Genomic DNA, 18,309 nt, shown 5'->3' on the forward strand with positions numbered 1-18,309 from the left:
ACAGGGGGTCAAGTCCTAAGAGGAAAAGAGGGGGTTAAGTCCTAACAGGAAAAGAGGGGGTTAAGTCCTAATAGGATGTTTAATGGTTTTTTACTTTTTTTAGCTTACGCAACGAAAAATAACACTATTGCGCCATAACACATCTTGCGCTGCAAATTATTATATGGCAGAAACAACTAAAAGGAAAAATCATGGAACAGAACAAAACAGTCATTCAGTTAGAACAAACTATCGAACAAGCTTCATTGGATTTGTTAGCGAGAGCAAAAATTATCTCAGATGCCTTCTGGCAAAACAGGGAAGAGATGCTGGAGGTTAGGGCGGGAGGTGCTAAACCAATACTCGGATGTCGGGTGAGTAGTGCAGATGACTCTTTAAGAATTGTGTGGTTCTATTACAGCTTCTACAAGCGCAATGGAGTGGTCAAAAGAACCAATGTCCATATTACAAAATCAAAAAAGAATAACCAATATTCTTTGACAAAGCTTTATGCAAGAGCGTTGCCTAGTGAGATGGATGCTGTGAAGCATTGTGAAACCGCCTTTGGTAAATTAAGAGGAGAAGCCGAAGCGTTGCGAAAAATAAAACAAAATCTGTACTACTACAAAAAGGCGTGCGGGTTGATTGACGCTAAGGATGATGAGAGGGCAATTACTCAAGCGGAAGTTGATGACGAACCGGCTTCAAATTTTGGCAAGGCCATCGAAGAACTGGAAGGGAAGTCAGATGAAAGCTAGTGCAAAAATTTCAAGCGCACTGTGCTTGGTTTGCATTTCATTTTCGGCGAACAGTTCTCCGGTGCCCAACCAAGAACTTTTGGCGAAATACAAGTATCAGCAAGCCAAGTGCAACAACATTCAGTCTCAAGAAATTCGAGATGAGTGTCTTGGAAAATTGTCCGTCGCGTTAAGAAAAGAAATGGTGACACGGCAAAAAGAAGTTTTGAATTCGATGGGAAAAACCCTTGAAATGAAAGACGCTTTAAAAAATCGGGATAAGGTTAATGAAGACTCAAAAGATAAAGACCCAAGGTGGTGAAGTTTTCTCCTATGAAGATGTTAAGGAGCCGACTGTTCAGAAAATTCTAAAGTCGGCCTACGTTAAAAAACAATTCAGAATGTATTGCGGTTGCCAAAATTCAAACGACCTTGAACTGGTGATTGCATATCGAAGGAAGACTGAATTGTTTGAGTTACGAAAACTGCCGGGGCAAAGTCCAAAGAGTCATGCTGAGTCCTGTCCGTTTTCAATGGAGGTAAATAAAATTGGTCACGCTCTAAAAAAAAACAGTGGCCACGATTTCTATGTCACCTTACCAGAAAAAGAGAATGGTTGGTTTTCAGACCATGTAGCGTTGAAGAAACTTCACAACACCCTTCTTAAAAAAATTCACGAAGGAGGAGTGGTGTCGAGTTGGTTTGATGTCAAAGGAAAGTTATTGGACGCGTCAAAAGTTTTGCATGTCAACGCTGAATCTCTCGCCAAGATTTTTAACGTTGTCATTCCAGCGCCCAAGGAAAAATTAAAACCTATTTGGTTCCAGTTGAATGAGTCACGCCTCCTTCTTGGTGAGTTGCTCTCAGCGCAAAAAATTCCAAACAAGAATTCAATTGTCGTTCACTTGAAAGGCACAGGGGATTCCATTTGGTTTAACCGCTCAGAGTTTTTAGAGGGTGACGAAAAGACATTGCTCTCACCGCCTGCTGAAAAGCGAGTGTTTGTTTTTTGCAGTGTTAAAAAATCAACCACGGGCGAATCCATTCAAGGGTATGGACTCTCGACCAGAGTATTAAACAAAGATTTTAGTTAAAGGATTTATATGGGGTTTTTTAAAAGCATAATCAAAATGGTGATTGTAGGTTTGATTTTTCTAACCATACGTTCGCCATTAGCCATGCTCCTGATAGGATTAACAGGGGGAATGTTTTTCTACCACTTGTACCCAAACAAGGCGCAAGAATATATTGGAATGGTCAGCGGCGGGTATGATAGCTTTGTTGAGCAATTCACAGCCACGCCGGTTGTTAATTTTTTACCGGAGAACAGGGGAAGTTGATATGGAGACCAGTACGGTGTTGAGTCAGGTTAAGCAAGATGCGCTAACGGATTTGCTCTTGAGCGGATTCAAACAACCAGGCCTGGTCAAAATATTGGAATGGAAAAACAATCACACGCAGAGATACTATTTTGTTTTTGCGGGCACAGACTTGCTGGGAGACAGAATTCTTGAAAGACGATGGGGCAGTCTCTCAACGAGAAGGGCAGGGCAGTTAATCACGATTCATCAAGAAAATGAGATGGCTGGAATTGTTTCAACGCTGCGTGCCCTGTTAAAGACACGCGCTCGAAATGGGTATAAGCTTATAACTGATTTAGGTCTGGGTCTTGACGAGATTAACGCTTAATCGAACCAAGACGACGACCCTTCTTTTTCCTGGTTGTAAATTCACCAGGCTCTCAAAATTCAACCAGACCCGAAAACATCCTCTTGGTATTCTAAGATGCCCGCCTCTTGTAAGAAAATCGCATCAGGCTTATCACCCTCGCTCATGAATGAAGAATGCAAATGGAACTTGGCTCTCGTCATCCCGACGTAAAACAATCGTCGCTCCTCTTGCAGATTGCACATGGTGCCATCCTTGCTCGGCTCTGTGAAATTTTGAGACTCGCAACCGGCCATCCAAACTCTGTCAAACTCCAACCCCTTGCTTGAGTGCATCGTTAAAAGGCTCACGAACAACTTACCCTCTTTACGAGCCGCGTCCCTTTTCTCGTCAGCACTCTTGCCCTTGTTCATAATGGGACTGGTGCGATTAAAGATTCTCGCCTTCAGATTTTTAGCGTTTGTATTGGTAAGAATTCGATTTGCGTCACGAATCCGCGCAATGTTCTTTTCAAGCGTCTTTGCGTTGCCTCTTGGAATATTGTGTTCAACAAAGTTGGCCACATCATCCAGCAAAGCATTCTCGCTCTCCACATCACCCTTTTTAGCAGCTCACGCCAAGTGTGCTCGTAATAGAGCAGCGTTCTCACCTTAGCCTTAATATCGGGGCAGTCCACGATTTTGTACAGTGACGCTAGGTTTTTAACGCGCTTATCGAAAACCATATCGGTTGCCAAAAAGTTATTGATGAATATCGCAAAGCCAAACCACTTATTCTCGGTAAGATAATTCAACACCGCAAGGTAACTGCGAATAACCGGTATATCCCAAAAAGAGCCGGACTTACGAGAGTAGGCGATATTGTTGTCCAGTAGGATTCTCTCCAGCTCACTAAGAGCCATATTTCCTCTGGCCAGTATTGCCCAATCTGTGTAGTGCTCACTGGATTTGCTGGTCTTGAACGTTTGAAGAATAATCTCATTAACCACGCCTTCAAACTCGTTGAGACTTTTGTGCGCCCCTTTCTCCTTGCAAGGCTGAAAGGCAATGGGAGCGTGGATAAGTCCATCGAAGCTCACACCGGCCTGTATCGGCTTCTCAATCCTATTGGGATTATTCTGCTCAATCAACCGTATTGCAGCGGCCAGAATGATTTTCCCGCAGCGGTAATTCACCGGCAGGACGTTACTGCTCGCATCAAGAGCCAATTGAAAGCCCTTCATGCCCTCATAACCCTGTGCCCCACGCCATGAGTACACCGACTGGTCATCGTCGCCCACAAGAGTTATTTCAGAGCCATTCGTAGCGTGAGCCATAATCCAAGCGTATTGCACCTCATCCATGTCCTGCGACTCATCCCCAAGCACCCATCGAGCATTAAAAGGTTTAACCGAACCGTCTCTCATGCCTTTAATGGCCAGCAAGATAAGGTCAGAAAAATCCATCTTACCGGTACTGTCCTTCACCTTTTGATACTCCGACCAAACGTAACGAATAACAGGGTCGCTAACAGCGTAAGGGTGGTCTAATGGATTTAACGAAGACTGAAGGGCATTGAACATATTCTCAACGACCTCAAACTCTGGAGGGTCACTTAGTCCATCCAAGGCGTTACTAATGATTGCCTTGCTCTCGTAAGGAGCCAACAAATCAATCTTCATGCCTGAGCGAGAAATCTGCTCCATAGCCAATCCATGAAACGTTCCTGTCCCAATGCGATTTGTCGCAAACGGCACCTTCGTCAATATTCGAGACTTAAGCTCCTCTGCGGCATCCTTAGTGAATGTCACCGCAAGTAAATTCCCAGTGGGATATTTAGCCAACAAGTGTTCCGCTCTGAACGAAAGAACCGTTGTTTTCCCAGAGCCGGGACAAGCCGTAATCAACAAATGCCCCTCTGTTTCCACTGAGTGTTTTTGAAATGAATTTAACGCAGCCAAGCCATTCTCCTTCTGGTTAGTAAAGCCTCACTATCATAGGGAACTTGAAAACCTTAAAAATCGCCTTTTGTTACGTTTTTTAACGCGAAGTGGGGGTTTAGGGCAAGCAAATAACAATTAAAATCTTGTTATCCCAATAAAAGGACGAAAAAAGATGACCGTAATTACATTAGTGACCGACCCTCTTCTTAGCAGAGCAAAAGACGCAGTGCCTAAAATTCTTGATGCGATAGGAATAAATAGAATCAACAACTTCACAAAAGAGATGGGCATAACAGGGGCGCTGCACTCGGAGTGGCTTAAAGCGTTTGTAGGAAATAGTTTGTACGTCGTAAAGATGAACAACTTTGGTGAGCTAGAAGGGTTTATTACAGCAAGGGATACACAGGAGGCCTGCTTGGACAAATGCGTGAATAAAGAACCTCTAATCGTTACCCAGTTTTGCCTGCACCCTAGGGATGAGTTTGACGAAATCAGTATGATGGAAATGCTGATTGAAGCAGCGGTACTCCTGGGCTATAAGCAGTTAAAAACTCCCAACGAGACTGAGTTAATGCGCGACTTCACCGACAGGGTAATGATGCACGAATCCTTTCGAGGGATTAAAGTTCTAAAAAGCGAAGACGAGGGTTACGACCTATTTGACTTGAGCGAGTTTAAAACCATCGCCATGCTAGAAGCTGAACAAAAGATTTCCCAGTCTGCTTAATGCCATCCGCTCTCAACGAGAGGATTTAAGCAACCAGAATCGCCTCGAAACAACTTAACCAATGGTCACGGGATAATGCCAAACAACAAACCACCCGGGTTTTTAATCCGGTTCACTGCTCAGGCAATCGACAGCTTATTCTCAACAGGATTGACGCTGTTACTCCTGCTTCCACCCATACTGTTTTTCGACGTCACGCTAAAGCAAATCGCGGTAAGCCTAGTGGGGCTGCGAGACCACGACTTGTACGACGTAAGGATAACTTACGCAAGCATCTTTTACCTTCTGGTTGTGGCGGTGGCCTGGATGAAGTTTCAGACCACACCCGGCAAAGGATTGATGGGACTAAAGATAGTTGACTTCAAGACAGGTGGATTCCCAAGAAGAGGCCAGTTCGCACTTAGAAGCCTTGGATACCTGTTATCAGCCATACCGTTGTTTTTAGGGTATGTCTGGATAATTTTTGACAAAAACAAAAGAGGGCTGCACGACTACATAAGTGGAACGCAAGTCGTGTTTAAAGAAAAGAATTTAACAAAGGACGCAAAGAAAGATGATTGAAATAACCCTAGAGCAAGCACAAGAGATGATTGGGAACGATGTGCCCTTGGAGGCAAAGCATTATTCAGGCGGCGCAAAATCAGCCTACCGGTATCAAACGACAACCGGGTGCATATTCAAATTCTTATCAGGAGAAGATGCCATCTGCTTTTACATTGAAAATGAAGATGTTGCGGGCGGCTCACTAACGGACTTGATTTCCACCTTTATTCTCAACTTGCCCTATGAAGAAAGGGAGCTTGAATCTTATCGCTGGGGTTTGGAGACACCGTGCGAAGCGACCAGTAACAGCTTTGGAGAATACCGCGTACTGATTACAGACGCAGCCGGGGGTCTTGACTGGCTCAAGAAAGACGGGCAAGTAATGATGTTTAAAAACCTGGGAAGCGCAAGAGAGGCCTGTGCGCTCAAAGACATTATTCAGTACAATCCTATCGTGATTTAACCAGGCCTTGAATCAATAAGGAGGCGCTCGGACATGTCGATTAAAATCATTACAGACACTAGGCCTGGTGAGTTAGAAATCCTAACGAGAGTCAACATATACCAGCCTCTCACGCTGGTCAGCGGCGAAGGGGTGAGGCTGTTAAACGCCCAATCTCCTCAAGAGGGCTGGACGCATCAAGCCATTCTTGACCGATGCGCCGGCATCAAAACCGGTGGGCAGGTGGTAGACGCGTTTCTCGGTAAGACTTGGGTAGGCTCAACAGAAGTTTAACCAAACAAAAAGGAAGCATAACAACATGCTGCGTAAACTCTTATTCGCCAGCGGGCTATTAATCGCGTCATTTGCCGCACAAGCGCAATACGCTTGCGACCAGACGATAGAAAAACAAGGATACTCCGCCTGTTACAATTACGACCTAAAGGCCACGCTGTACACCGTTCACACGATGCGTGCAGAGGATTTAAAAAAAGATGGCCTGAGTCGAGACGGATTAAAGTTTTACGAAGAGTCCAGCATCCCAGCGAGATACAGAGCCAAGCTGTCCGACTACCGCTCCAGCGGGTTTGACCGTTCCCACTTAGTGAGCAACGACGACCAAAACCATTCCGCAAAGCTGCAAAAAGAAACCTTCTCACTGGTTTGTCAAAGCCCGCACTGGCCGAACGTCAATCGCGTATCGCTATTAGCCGTTGAGAAACTGATTAGACGACTCACAATCTCCAACAAAGAAAGCATTGTGTATTCTGGCAATATTTACGACAGGGTATCACCCAAGCGCATTGGAGCAGGCCGAATCGCCGTTCCCACTGAGACCTACAAAGTGGTGCATTTTCCCACTGAGAATAAAACCTTAGCCTTTTTGATACCGAACGTACCTGAGCTTCAGAGCAGCAAAGCCTCCTCATTCCGGGTAGACGTTTCTCTTATCGAGAAGAAAACAGGGTTCGTCTTTAAATAATTGACATAACCATTCATTCACAAAGCGTAAATTTTCACTTAAAGGCGTACATGGACACATTAATGAAAACCCGATACGTTCGGACTAAACAGTATTTAAAGAACATGGTAATACCTACCATGCCAGAGTCGTTAATTCGTCTAAAGAAGTTGACGGCCAAAAAGATGATTCACTCATTTGAGGTGATTGAAATTCTTGAGTCTAACAGTCTGATTGCTGGCGAATTTTTGCACGCGGTAAACTCAGGTTCGTTTTACGACAAGCCCAAAGAAGAATTATCGTCTATTAAGGCTTCCGTTGATTTTTTGGGAACGAATAACAAAGTTATTATCTCGATTGTGACGGCTATCGAGTTCAAGAACTCCATTAGCTTTGAGAAAGAGTCGCAAGCGGATGCCAACGAGATAATTGATAACTGCAAAGACATCGCCTACCTGTGCGCGGAATTAAGCGAACAGGTTTATGGCATTGATAAAGATGAGGCGTACTTATTTGGCTTGTTTGCAGATTCAGGCTACCTTCTACTTCTTTCTAAGAATCCATTTTATTCAAAAATTTACAGACAGAGTCTAACAGACCCTGTTAAAACATTGCACGCTGAAATTAGATACGGCGCAGACCATGCTTGCACAAGCTACATTATGGCAAGGGCATGGGATTTACCAATGTGGCTTAAAGCGGGCTTGCTTTACCATGAAAACGGGAAAGGTGAGGTTACAATAAATCTCTCAAGAAGAGTTGAGGACTTAGTATCGCTCTACAAAGTCGCAAACTTCATGGTAAGCGAAATATCTTACGGCAGTTACATCACAGAAAGATTTAAGTCTATTTATAAAGCAGGGATTGAAGAGTTAGGACTGGACAATGATTCCCTCTCTATGGCTAGGAATGCATTTATTGTAGACAGCATAAGCAAGCAATGCTGAGAGTAAAGAATCCCAACAAATAATCTTATCAATGTTGGGATTTTTTTCATTTCTTTATTGACTTAAATCGTAAAATGGATAATAATAACCCCAACAGAAAAAGAGATTAAAAATCATGTCTAACGTAAACATCGCAAACACAACATCTCGTATTGAATTCTTTGAAGGAGATTTTTCAGAATACTGCTCTTTTAACACAGACGACCATATAGGCACGATTAAGTTCAGCTACAACACTGAACAAATGGCGAACTTAGCGTCTATGCTCTCTGATTGGAAAGCGCAGTTTCGGCGGAGTTTTGCGGTTAATGTCGCCGACCTGCTTCAAATTGGTTTTTTAAATGAAGACAGTCAAGATGTGCAGCCAATGTACATGCGCCTATCATCAGCCAGATTGCACTCTGAGGGCTATATCGAAGTTAGTTTTGAAAGCAAGCACACTAGCGAAGATTTCTGGCGAACTGATTTTGCAGTCGTTTGATAGGAAGGTATTGAAATGGCAACAGTAACAGTAGGGGTAAGATTAGGCTATATGAACGTGGAAATAGACCTAGACCACATTGAAACGGACGACCTTGTAAGAGAGCTGAAGAGTCGTCGAAAAACGGATTACAGTGATGTCGCGGATGAAATGTTTGCCAATCTTTTCTATAAAAACATTCCGCTTAAAGAAGTTTTGCACGACCTGTTAAAGGATTGCGAAAGCTATAACCCGGCGCTCGTTGAACGCCTTTTCAACTCCCAGTAAGAGGTCAACATGGGTATTAATATCAATTTTAAATCAGTCGAATTTTCCAAAAGTTTTCCAGCATTAACCCGTGTTGAGTTCAACGAACTCATTGAATCTAAAATCGGCTTTAATGTCGGGTCGGTTGACGGCATAGGGAAAGTTGAAGAGTTTCACAGTTGGCGCAAGCTGTACGACTTGATTAACTGGATGTTCCGTCATCTCGATTTAGAAACGTTTCCTAGTGTAGCGCGATTTCAAGTGACGTTAAACGATGTGGACGCTCTATCAGAAGCGATTGAAGAAGACACCTTCTTCACTGGCCAGAACAACGCCCATGAGGACGACATAGGATTTTGGAAAAGTGACGTGCGTCGTGCAATAGAAAAAGCTCGTTTTCGGTTGAAAAAGGGTGCGGTTGTTTATCTTGAGGTGGCGTAAATGAACCAAAGAAAATCAAATGGGCTGCGCCAAAAGAAACAGCCCACCGCCAAAGAATTGATGGCCGCCAATCAAAAATTAATGCTCGAGAACGACCGGTTAAAGATTGAGTCGGCCATGTTGAAACTTGACATACGAAACCGTTCAGCCAACTTTCTAACCCAGTCTCAAGTTTTTGAGGGCATCTTGCGCGAAGCCATTTACTCCGCCTCGACCATTGGAGAAGCACGGCGTTGGTATTCGCAATGGGTTAAAGACATTTCAGCCGTAGACGTATCTGACCCCAATTGTGAGGCTCTGATTAAAGAAGTCATTGACCGACACGGCTTTGAAATCAAAATTGACGACCATTACGCAGAAGTCGATGCCGCCTGGGAGTCTCAACGCGAGGAAAGACTTTCAAGCAAGACCTAAAATTTATCGTAAAACGACAAAAAACATAACAAAGCCAGCGATTGACGACTGCAATTTAACAGTATATTCCAAGTATTAAACCTGTCGATACTAGGAGTTTTAGACATGACGGAAAAAGTGGAGTTCACCCTTCTTGAGAAAATCTCGTCAAGAGGCCTCGCTGAAGAAGTTAATCAATACTTAAAAAAGGGATGGCGCTTGCACGGGGGGATTAATGTTGCCACCTCCCACAAGCAAACGGCTCAAGCTGGCGGAACAGAGAAGTACGTTAGCTTGTATTCGCAAGCGATGGTCAAGGATGTTGAAACAGTCAAAGAAGTATTGGAATTGTATCCTCGAAAAACACACCAGCAATCTTAGCAAGATTAAATTAACACAACCCACTAAATCAAATTACCACCATTCATAAGGAGAATTAAATTGAAAAAAACAATGATTGCATTATTCGTACTGGCAACCGCCGCAACTACTGCTCAAGCCGCAACTACTTCTGAGAAGGCCGTTAAATATGTACAAGAGATGAACGCTTGTACTCACCTTAGCGAAGTGATTGGCGAATTGCCTAGCGCGGCTGCAATGAAAGCCGACGGATGCCTTTCAAAGCTCGAAAAAGAGAAGGGTGAAACCAAAGAAAAAGTCAGTTATTCCTGGGCGTTTGACGCTCAATAATCCAAATCAGTTCACGACGATTGCATTAATAAATTAATCTTATCTCAACAGGAATTAGCATGAAAAAATCCATTTTAACCACGGCCATTCTAGGACTAACGCTTACCGGGTGCGGCGGCGGCGGGGATTCGGCTGCCGGCGGTGAACAGGATGTTCCAACCATCTCAGGCGTGGTCGCCGATGGATACTTATCCGGAGCAACCGCCTGCTTAGACTTAAACAACAACTCTGTGTGTGACCCAGAAGAGCCACAAGATATAACGGATTCCTTTGGGCAGTACAGCTTTAATTCGGACAGTACCCAGGGCACAATTTTGATTGAGGTTCATCCTGCTGCGATTGACAGCGATACTGGGATGCCTGTAGGTGGCAACGGTTACGTTCTTAAAGCGCCTATTGTGAACCAAAAATTCATCACTCCAATTACCACGATGATACAAGCCAATATGGACAGTGGGATGACTTACACGGAAGCCTTAGCGCAAGTATCCGCTGATTTGGGTGTCCCGGTAATCGACAAAGACAAAATGCTTGAAGATTACGTTGCACGACAAGCTCAAGACCCTGATTTTGCGTTTAAAGAGTCGATGCATAAAAAGGCTGTTTTAGCGGCAACGGTGGCACGCGAATTAACGAACGAGTATTACGAAGGGTTGAACTCCGACTTCACGCCTGAAGGAAAGTTAGCGGCTCTTAACGCGATTGCCGCACAACTTGCACAATCAGCCCCCGCTATTGCAACAATGGCCGATGCAACCAGTGACTTCTCAAGACTGCGATTGACTCAAGCGTTGCAAGATTTACGAGTAGAGAATCCCACGCTGTTTGAAGGCAGTATCTCGTCAGGTAAAAGCATAAGCTCCTATTACTCTGGCTGCTTTGAAGAACCTACTCTTCCTGGGGAGCCTGCAAAGTTCGCCTATTACAAGTACACCTTTATGGACGATGGTTTTTTGAAAGCCGATTACAACTACTACTTTGACGAAGGAGATTGGAACGGGGCTTACACAAAGTGCGCCAATAAAGAAAGAGGTGGGTACACGACAACCAAAATACTTTTTGAATACACAATGGACAAGCCATTAAGTACCGAATACGACAGTTTGATTGCCCTTACTTACCAAAAAGAAAATGATACTGAGCTGGAGCAAGACATTACGACCTATTCAAAGGCGCGGATGGACGGTACAGGGTATTTATGTTTTGGGGCAAATGAAGGCCGTTACTCCCCTGATGAGTTTAACAATGTAGATGTCACTATCGACTCAAGCCAATACTCTGCTCTGCGAAATATTGGCATTGGAGCTAAAACAGACGTGGGTGATGCGTTAAGTTCTTCTGTGGATATTTACACCATTCACCGCTGTATCAACGTCAACTAAAAAACATTAAAGCCGGCGAAAGCCGGTTTTTTTGCTTTAGATGGAAATTTTTTAATTAAATTAATTGGTATTTCATGGGTATCAAAACTAAAAACAATCTTAATGAGAACAGCGAAAATCTTAAAAAATATGAAGACGATTTTTTACCTACAATTTTAAAAACGAATTCTGGAAATATTCTATTTGTGGTGTCCGTACTGATAATGGTCGCGGCGCTTATTTACCTTATAACGTGAAAAATTAAAATTCATAACTAAAAAACACGCTTACGCGACAAAAAAGGTGGCTTTTGCCGCCTTTTTTTATTTCTAAAGTTTGTATTCTTATCTTGAACAATTTTTTGGATTTAATAATGAAAACAAAGATTCTTACCGCGATTTTAACTCTTGGCGTAAGCACTGGTTTTACTACAGCCAATGCCGATTTTATTTATGAAGTGAAGTACACAACCGTAGGTTGCCCAGACAGCATGAAAGCCATGTTGTTTGCCAAGACAGGAAAAATTCGGAGTGAGGCCGGATGCAAATCAATCCTAGCAGGAGAAAGGTTGATTCACAAAGGAAGTACGCAACCCAAGCTCACAAATGAAAACTTAATCAAACTGAATAATAACGCGGAAGGGATTGATGCGTTTGAAGGGTACTTCACGGGTCGAGACATTTTCTTCGTAGAAGCGATAGGAACTCAAACGACACCGCAGCCATCGAATACTAAAAACTCTCAGTGAGAGCAAACTACTAAATTAAATTAATCAACAAGGAGGTTGGCTGTGACGGTCAACGTAACTGAAAATTGCTTCAAAATTGAAGCTCTTTTCACCCAAGAACAGATGGCTAAGATGGCATTAGAAATTTTAGACAGGGTAGATGGCGCGGTCGTGCTTACCTTTCGAGAAGGAGACACTTACTCTGAAGCAAAGGTGATGCCTTCAATGCAGGACGCAATGCACTGTGTAATGACTACGCTGGTTGAACTCTCAAGAAAGGACATGGATTTAGAAGGTTTTCTATTTGCCCATGACAATATCCCTCAGATGAAAGAGCCGGCAGAATTTAATCATTCGAGTGCTTGTGAAATCTTGATGAGACATGGCTATGGTTTTAGTGTGACTCCTATTGCGAAAGGGGGATTTGTTTAATGGCACGGCGTTATCATCGACAAAGAAACCGAAATTCTACCGGGGCGACTATCAAGGCTGTTGTTGAAGCTTGCAATCACTCCCGTTGGCTAGTGGCTGCGACAGCAGGGCTTTTCCTATTTGTGCTTTTCTATGTGTTTTTGCCATTTCTAATGGGCAATTATTTTGAAAACAACCTGACGCAAACCCCCTTGCGCGGAATGTTGAGACAGCTTTTTGAATACCGCCTTCACTGGCTTGAGTACATGGGCATTGTATTTGGTTTGATAGGAGTGTTTTTTGCTGTGAAGAACTTCTTTTTCTCTCAGCGCCTTTCTGCCAATGGTGAAGCTGGCGTTGGATTTCTCTCACGGGTATTCGGGCGTTTAGTCAACAACCCCACCCTAAAGGGTGAGGCTTGCGGTGAAAGCCAAAAGCCTAGTTGACCAGAGGGCTTAATCTTGATTAAGCAGCAGATAGTAATGGGTCGTTAAGACTTACCAGTGGATGCTTCCTTAGTTCGCTGCTCTAAAAGGTTTTAAGAACGAAAGCATAGGGTATGTGCCGAATCTTTTAATCGCTGTAGTAATACAGGAGCCGGTTACATTCAATCTCGAAGGGAGATGGTTCGTAAGAACCACGTTACTAGCCCCGTAAGGGTATTAATTTGGAGTTATTTCGTTGGCCGTATTCGTACTGGACAGTCATCAAAGGCAAAAAACAAGGCACGTACACTGGGCGCGTTGCTGTTAGAGCCAGTGGCAGTTTTAACATCCAAACCCCAGACGGTTTGGTGCAAGGGATTAGTCATAAGCACTGCACGCTGATACATCGTGGCAGTGGCTATGGGCTTTATTTAACAACGATAGCATTAACCAATGGAGATGCGAGAAAGGTTGCCTAGCGGCAAACGCTATCCCTCCCCGCCGTGAACGACGGGGTCTCTCGCGTATTATGATGAATTAGCAATAGGATTGAATATGGAAACAAGTTGGAACAGTTTTGACCCGGAAGACAAAGCAACATGGCCTCCACCTGGCATTATCGAAACAAACCTTGGGGAATTTATTTTTTTCCCTTTAAAAATTGACGAAAACACGGAATCTTTTTCTTTACAAATCATTTTGACCAAGACGATTACAAGCTTGGTAAGGCTGGTTTGTATTTTGAAAACATAACAAAATGGCGGTTAAAAAAATAGAAGGCAGTCGCACTCTGTGTGAGTGCGTGGATTGAAACAAACAAGCGTGTGAAAATTAGAAAAACCTAACCGCTGAAAAGCGGTTTTTTAAACCCTTTTTATTGACTTAATTGTAAAAATAAATACAATTAAATAAATCTAAAAATTTGGGCTTAACAACGGACTAATCTGTTAATAATTAAAGGTGATTAAAAAATGAACTGGGCTTTACGGGGCGAAACGCCAGAGCAAGTGATAAATCGAATTAGCGGACTTATTGATAGTCGCAGACCGACTGGAAAGATGCCCCCTGAGCTTATCCCTTATGATTTAGACTTGTTAAGCAGTAATGAGCGCAGTGAGTTCCACGCCGCTAAAATGGCAATCCAAGAGTTTAATAAAGGTAATAAAGCAGAGGAAGCTAAAGCCAGAATTAAAGCCAGGATTACGAAGCGCAACGAGAATAAAATTGCGTTCCATGTGTGTGCGTAGATTGAAAGAAATAAACAGGTGTTGGAACCAGGGAAAGCTAACTGCTAGAAAGTGGTTTTTCTAACGCTTTTTATTGACTTAATTATAAAAATAGATATAATAAATAAACCTAAAAGGAGTTAAAAACAATGTGCAAATCCATGACAAAATAAGCAAAATCGAGATACTTGAATCGTTAAGTTCGGAAGAACTTCAAGCGCAAGTTAATCAAAGACTTGATGAAGGATTCCAACTGCACGGGGGTTTAAGTGTTGTTCAAGTTCGTTCAAATACTGTTAGCCCAAGCACTGTCATGCATAGGATTAAATACATTCAAGCAGTCATTGCTTGATTAAGGAGTTTATGTGGGAAACGGACAAGAAAGAAAACTAATACAACAAATTAATTTTTTTAAAACTCAACCGGTCGAGTGGCGATTTATTGTTGATTCTCCACCAAAGATTTCTCTCAACGAGAACGGTGAAGGCGTTGGTGTGTCCGACCTTTTGATGCTTAAAGTAGGCAGTAAAGTGTTTAACGGATTTTACTTTTCCAACGGAGAGATGGGCTGGATAACAGACCAGAACAGAAACGTGGCTTTTTACGAACTTAGCTCGGTTGAATACCAGCCAATAAGAAGGTAGTTTTTCATGTCTTATACCGTATTCACTTTAATCAATCACGCGGCTTTAGCGAGCGAAGACACAGCCCTTGTTCCGCAGCACATTACACTGGAAATTCCTGACAAGATTTATCAAATGCGCGAGTCCCTGAAGGGTCTTTCGTGCATGGAAGGGGATGTATTCTCTCAAGAAGAAGTTGAGCGGTTCAGTGTCATTATCGACTGCTTAACCATTGCTTTAAGCGTCTACCCAAGGGCATAGCCATGTCTCACGATTTTAAGCCAGGAAGATTAAAGGCACTGGGCATTGAAAATGAAGCGCATGTGGCGCTTTATTTACCAGTCCGCTACATAGACCTTGGTAATGTAGTTAGAGCTTCACAGCAGGCTTTAAATGCCGCGCAAACGGGCGAAATGATAACGGTCGTTGGGTTATTAAATCGTGAACCCCAAATTACCTACAAACCAGGCCAGCAACCCAGAGCCACGTTTACCCTGTCGATGCAGGATGGTGGCCTGGTTGATTTTAGCTTGTTCAACACGGCTGAAAGCTTAAATGCAACCATAGCATCAATGCAGAGCTCTCAACATGAATTTATTGTTGTTTCGGGAGTCCCAATGGTCATGGGGCGCAAGCTTAAACTCAATGCAGCGGAATTACAGCCTAAAGAATTTCTGGGTCGAGTCATGCCGGTTTACAAAGGTAAAGCACGAGTCATCAAGCCTGAAACCGTGCGTGAGCAAATCCTATCGAGATTGAATCAGTCACTCCCGTTGGCCACTGAGCACTTGATGGAAAAATTACACCGTGCAGATGTGTCCGCCATTACCGACATTTCAAAGCTCCCAATCATACTGAGAGAAGCGCACTTGCCGTCCAGTTTACGTCATGCACACAGAGCCAATGAAGTTCTCGATAAGATTGCGGCGGTCATTTGCAAGCAAAAAGTAGTCGGCCATTTCAAACCGAAAAGTGACTGGGTAGTGTCCGCTCGCATTGATATTTCAAGATGGCACGCGGTGGCCAGTCAAATCAAGTTTGAGCTTACCTCGGAGCAGGTCGGTATCATTAACGACATTGCAACCAGTTTAAGCAACGCTGTGGCTATGAAAGGTCTTTTGCAAGGTGATGTGGGCAGCGGAAAAACCGCCGTGTACGGTGTTGTGGCCATTGCAGCCGCGCTTGAAAAAAGAAACGTGGCCATTCTGTTGCCAAACGTTACTTTGGCTATGCAGGTCTTTGCAGAAATCAAAAGCTGGATACCGCCGCAATCAGGCCTAGTGGCTCGATTGATAACAGGCGATACGAAGGTCGAAGCTGAGAGGGACGCTTCTCCTGGTCAGTTGATTATTGGCACATCTGCTATCTTGTTCAGAGAAATCGGAAAGATGGATTTGGTCATTACCGACGAACAGCAAAGGTTTAGCCGTGGCCAGCGGGAGCAATTGTTGACGTACAGCCAAACGCACTTGCTGGAAGTGTCTGCCACGCCTATACCCCGTTCTGTCGCCTTAGCCGCTCTCGGTGCGATGCAAGTTTGGCGATTGACAAAGAATCACACTAAAAAAGACATTGTAACCAAGCTGTTCACCAGCCGTGCGGAAGGGAAGCAAATCATTGCAAGTGTTGAGCACACTCTCAACAAGAGAAACCAAGCTATTGTCGTTTATGCGCTAAAAGAAGAGTCGGAAAGCGACTCGATGGAAAACATCATGTCAGCGACCGAAGCGTTTGAGAAGTGGGATAAGCGGTTCCCAGGAAGGGTTCGTCTAATGCATTCAAACATGAAAGAGGAAGAAAAAAACGCGGCGTTAAACGACATGAAAAACGAAGTGGCCAGCTTGTTAATCTCAACGACCGTTATCGAAGTCGGGGTAACAATACCGGGTGTGATGATGCTCGCTGTGATTAACGCAGAACGCTTTGGTCTTGTAAGTCTTCATCAGTTGCGTGGTCGTATCGGAAGAAATGGCAATCGTAACGAGCAAATAGGGGAGTTCCTGATGCTTTCTAAGGACAACCCTAGTCCAAGTACCATTGAGCGTTTAAACGTCATGGTGAGGACTATGGACGGTTTTGAGATTGCTGAATTAGATGCCAAAAATCGTGGCTTCGGAAATTTGGATATTGCATCGGATACTCAATCGGGTTCCGACGATTCCATTTTCATAGGCCGAAAAATAGACTTTGCGCTTTTAGAAAGCGTCGCTTGAATTAACTTTGGAGTAACGAATTTGAACAACGATTATAAAATTGCTTTGCACGAGTGGATGTTAGACTTAGAGTTCCAGGCTCGTCGAAAAAAATAACCAGTGAAGGTTGGAATTGGCTTGATGCGCTTAAAGAAGCAGACGAACACGGATTTGATTCTCTCAGTGAGAAAAAGCTATTGATAATTCTCTCAATGTCCTCTTTGTTGATTCCTGAGTTAGAACAAAAAGATGAGGACATGGTGTCCAGATTAATTCAAGATGGAACGTCAGTCGAAGAGGCTGTGAAAGTTGTTTTCCAAAAACAGCAAGTCATTCACGAATCAAAATTAATCAGTGAGGCGGTTCGGAAAGTTTTGAGTTCGCGTGCTTGATTCTTCTTTATATATTATCTTTTTTAAATACATATATAAGGGGAAGTTTTTTTAAGTGCCCATCTTGGATGGTTATTTAAACTAAACCATTTAAAAGCAATAAGTTAAGAAGATATTCCTAGAATTAGTGTAACGGTAAAAGTTTCATCATTACCGCGATTTGTTGGTGGTTTTGCTTAAAACTACTTATCGTTTTTACGGTAAAAGTTTCATCATTACCGCGATTTGAAGTCGAATAATGAAGCTATTACCGTAAATTGAGCTCGAATAATGAAGCTTTTACCGTTGGTAGCTTACGGTAATAATGAAGCTATTACCGTAAATTGAGCTCGAATAATGAAGCTTTTACCGCGATTTTTACGGTAATAATGAAACTATTACCGTTATTCTTGCGGTAAAAATGAAACTATTACCGTCTTTTTTGCGGTAATAATGAAACTTTTACCGTTCATTTATTGCTTTTTTGTCCATTATTGTTCATGCGGCGTAATAAATACCTACCATAAAGATAAAAACAAGATTTATCTGTTTCGCTTTATTAAATGTTACTTTAGCTGATTTCAAGATTTTATTAAAGAAAGGTTTTTTTACCTAAATTTTGATAAAAATCCCGGTTTTTTAAAAAGTTAATCCGGCAAATAATGAAACTTTTACCGTGAGTCCAATTAACAATAATGAAGTTTTTACCGTTGAAAATTTAACGGTAAATTTTTAATTATTGGTCAGTGATTGGTGAATAATGAAGCTTAATAATAAGGCTTCATTATTTGAGGTTT

Annotated in this window: 30 protein-coding genes; 28 read left to right on the forward strand and 2 right to left on the reverse strand. The window is 43.0% G+C overall.

Annotated elements, in window-relative coordinates:
- Positions 1-191: 191 nt before the first annotated feature.
- The 5 genes from mobI to EP181_RS11690 are packed head-to-tail and all read left to right on the forward strand — an operon-like array spanning position 192 to position 2,405.
- Complete coding sequence (gene mobI, locus EP181_RS11670) at positions 192-737, forward strand: conjugative transfer protein MobI(A/C) (protein ID WP_127472003.1); 546 nt, start codon at positions 192-194, stop codon at positions 735-737.
- Complete coding sequence (locus EP181_RS11675; RefSeq protein WP_127472004.1) at positions 727-1,038, forward strand: hypothetical protein; 312 nt, start codon at positions 727-729, stop codon at positions 1,036-1,038. The genes mobI and EP181_RS11675 overlap by 11 nt, the downstream gene beginning before the upstream one ends.
- Positions 1,004-1,810: a hypothetical protein gene (locus EP181_RS11680; protein ID WP_127472005.1), complete on the forward strand. Its 807-nt coding sequence runs from the start codon at positions 1,004-1,006 to the stop codon at positions 1,808-1,810. Before EP181_RS11675 ends, EP181_RS11680 begins: the two co-directional genes overlap by 35 nt.
- A 9-nt stretch (positions 1,811-1,819) precedes the next feature.
- On the forward strand, positions 1,820-2,056 hold the full coding sequence (locus EP181_RS11685; protein ID WP_127472006.1) for a hypothetical protein: 237 nt from the start codon (positions 1,820-1,822) through the stop codon (positions 2,054-2,056).
- 1 nt (position 2,057) lies between these two features.
- Entirely contained in the window at positions 2,058-2,405 is a 348-nt protein-coding gene (locus EP181_RS11690) for a hypothetical protein (RefSeq protein ID WP_127472007.1), read from the forward strand.
- Between the two features lie 59 nt (positions 2,406-2,464).
- Here the strand turns inward: EP181_RS11690 and EP181_RS12940 are convergent, their stop codons facing one another.
- Entirely contained in the window at positions 2,465-2,797 is a 333-nt protein-coding gene (locus EP181_RS12940) for a 3'-5' exonuclease (RefSeq protein ID WP_476718461.1), read from the reverse strand.
- A gap of 32 nt (positions 2,798-2,829) precedes the next feature.
- The gene (locus EP181_RS11700) at positions 2,830-4,323 is read right to left on the reverse strand and encodes a UvrD-helicase domain-containing protein (RefSeq protein ID WP_127472009.1); all 1,494 of its coding nucleotides are present in this window, start codon (positions 4,321-4,323) and stop codon (positions 2,830-2,832) included.
- Positions 4,324-4,477: 154 nt separating this feature from the next.
- On the opposite strand from EP181_RS11700, the gene EP181_RS11705 reads away from it, so the two are divergent.
- From EP181_RS11705 to EP181_RS11820, 23 genes are all read left to right on the forward strand, one after another.
- Positions 4,478-5,032, forward strand: a complete 555-nt coding sequence (locus tag EP181_RS11705; protein ID WP_127472010.1) for a hypothetical protein — start codon at positions 4,478-4,480, stop codon at positions 5,030-5,032.
- Between the two features lie 75 nt (positions 5,033-5,107).
- Positions 5,108-5,593, forward strand: a complete 486-nt coding sequence (locus EP181_RS11710; RefSeq protein ID WP_127472011.1) for an RDD family protein — start codon at positions 5,108-5,110, stop codon at positions 5,591-5,593.
- Complete coding sequence (locus tag EP181_RS11715; RefSeq protein ID WP_127472012.1) at positions 5,586-6,038, forward strand: hypothetical protein; 453 nt, start codon at positions 5,586-5,588, stop codon at positions 6,036-6,038. The genes EP181_RS11710 and EP181_RS11715 overlap by 8 nt, the downstream gene beginning before the upstream one ends.
- 33 nt (positions 6,039-6,071) lie before the next feature.
- A complete protein-coding gene (locus tag EP181_RS11720) occupies positions 6,072-6,311 on the forward strand; it encodes a hypothetical protein (protein WP_127472013.1) in 240 nt (79 codons plus the stop codon).
- Positions 6,312-6,336: 25 nt separating this feature from the next.
- The gene (locus EP181_RS11725) at positions 6,337-6,999 is read left to right on the forward strand and encodes a DNA/RNA non-specific endonuclease (RefSeq protein WP_127472014.1); all 663 of its coding nucleotides are present in this window, start codon (positions 6,337-6,339) and stop codon (positions 6,997-6,999) included.
- Between the two features lie 119 nt (positions 7,000-7,118).
- Complete coding sequence (locus EP181_RS11730) at positions 7,119-7,925, forward strand: HDOD domain-containing protein (protein ID WP_172959789.1); 807 nt, start codon at positions 7,119-7,121, stop codon at positions 7,923-7,925.
- A 115-nt stretch (positions 7,926-8,040) separates the two neighbouring features.
- Positions 8,041-8,406: a hypothetical protein gene (locus EP181_RS11735; protein ID WP_127472016.1), complete on the forward strand. Its 366-nt coding sequence runs from the start codon at positions 8,041-8,043 to the stop codon at positions 8,404-8,406.
- Positions 8,407-8,421: 15 nt separating this feature from the next.
- Positions 8,422-8,673, forward strand: coding sequence for a hypothetical protein (locus EP181_RS11740; RefSeq protein WP_127472017.1), 252 nt, complete (start codon positions 8,422-8,424; stop codon positions 8,671-8,673).
- 9 nt (positions 8,674-8,682) lie between these two features.
- Positions 8,683-9,093, forward strand: coding sequence for a hypothetical protein (locus tag EP181_RS11745; protein ID WP_127472018.1), 411 nt, complete (start codon positions 8,683-8,685; stop codon positions 9,091-9,093).
- Entirely contained in the window at positions 9,094-9,507 is a 414-nt protein-coding gene (locus tag EP181_RS11750) for a hypothetical protein (RefSeq protein ID WP_127472019.1), read from the forward strand.
- 105 nt (positions 9,508-9,612) lie between these two features.
- On the forward strand, positions 9,613-9,867 hold the full coding sequence (locus EP181_RS11755) for a DUF1737 domain-containing protein (protein ID WP_127472020.1): 255 nt from the start codon (positions 9,613-9,615) through the stop codon (positions 9,865-9,867).
- 60 nt (positions 9,868-9,927) lie between these two features.
- Complete coding sequence (locus EP181_RS11760; protein ID WP_127472021.1) at positions 9,928-10,176, forward strand: hypothetical protein; 249 nt, start codon at positions 9,928-9,930, stop codon at positions 10,174-10,176.
- 59 nt (positions 10,177-10,235) lie between these two features.
- Complete coding sequence (locus tag EP181_RS11765) at positions 10,236-11,558, forward strand: hypothetical protein (protein ID WP_127472022.1); 1,323 nt, start codon at positions 10,236-10,238, stop codon at positions 11,556-11,558.
- A gap of 352 nt (positions 11,559-11,910) precedes the next feature.
- Entirely contained in the window at positions 11,911-12,285 is a 375-nt protein-coding gene (locus tag EP181_RS11770) for a hypothetical protein (protein ID WP_127472023.1), read from the forward strand.
- A 42-nt stretch (positions 12,286-12,327) separates the two neighbouring features.
- Positions 12,328-12,696, forward strand: coding sequence for a hypothetical protein (locus EP181_RS11775; RefSeq protein ID WP_127472024.1), 369 nt, complete (start codon positions 12,328-12,330; stop codon positions 12,694-12,696).
- Entirely contained in the window at positions 12,696-13,121 is a 426-nt protein-coding gene (locus EP181_RS11780; RefSeq protein WP_127472025.1) for a hypothetical protein, read from the forward strand. The genes EP181_RS11775 and EP181_RS11780 overlap by 1 nt, the downstream gene beginning before the upstream one ends.
- Positions 13,122-13,342: 221 nt before the next feature.
- Positions 13,343-13,579: a hypothetical protein gene (locus EP181_RS11785; RefSeq protein ID WP_420824421.1), complete on the forward strand. Its 237-nt coding sequence runs from the start codon at positions 13,343-13,345 to the stop codon at positions 13,577-13,579.
- 76 nt (positions 13,580-13,655) lie between these two features.
- Entirely contained in the window at positions 13,656-13,853 is a 198-nt protein-coding gene (locus EP181_RS11790) for a hypothetical protein (protein ID WP_127472026.1), read from the forward strand.
- 218 nt (positions 13,854-14,071) lie between these two features.
- Complete coding sequence (locus EP181_RS11795) at positions 14,072-14,347, forward strand: hypothetical protein (RefSeq protein ID WP_127472027.1); 276 nt, start codon at positions 14,072-14,074, stop codon at positions 14,345-14,347.
- Positions 14,348-14,691: 344 nt separating this feature from the next.
- A complete protein-coding gene (locus EP181_RS11805; protein WP_127472028.1) occupies positions 14,692-14,970 on the forward strand; it encodes a hypothetical protein in 279 nt (92 codons plus the stop codon).
- Positions 14,971-14,976: 6 nt separating this feature from the next.
- Entirely contained in the window at positions 14,977-15,210 is a 234-nt protein-coding gene (locus EP181_RS11810) for a hypothetical protein (RefSeq protein WP_127472029.1), read from the forward strand.
- 2 nt (positions 15,211-15,212) lie between these two features.
- Positions 15,213-17,162: a DEAD/DEAH box helicase gene (locus EP181_RS11815; protein ID WP_127472030.1), complete on the forward strand. Its 1,950-nt coding sequence runs from the start codon at positions 15,213-15,215 to the stop codon at positions 17,160-17,162.
- Between the two features lie 53 nt (positions 17,163-17,215).
- On the forward strand, positions 17,216-17,533 hold the full coding sequence (locus EP181_RS11820; RefSeq protein ID WP_127472031.1) for a hypothetical protein: 318 nt from the start codon (positions 17,216-17,218) through the stop codon (positions 17,531-17,533).
- Positions 17,534-18,309 lie beyond the last annotated feature (776 nt).

Source organism: Thiomicrorhabdus aquaedulcis (assembly GCF_004001325.1).
GTDB lineage: Bacteria > Pseudomonadota > Gammaproteobacteria > Thiomicrospirales > Thiomicrospiraceae > Thiomicrorhabdus > Thiomicrorhabdus aquaedulcis.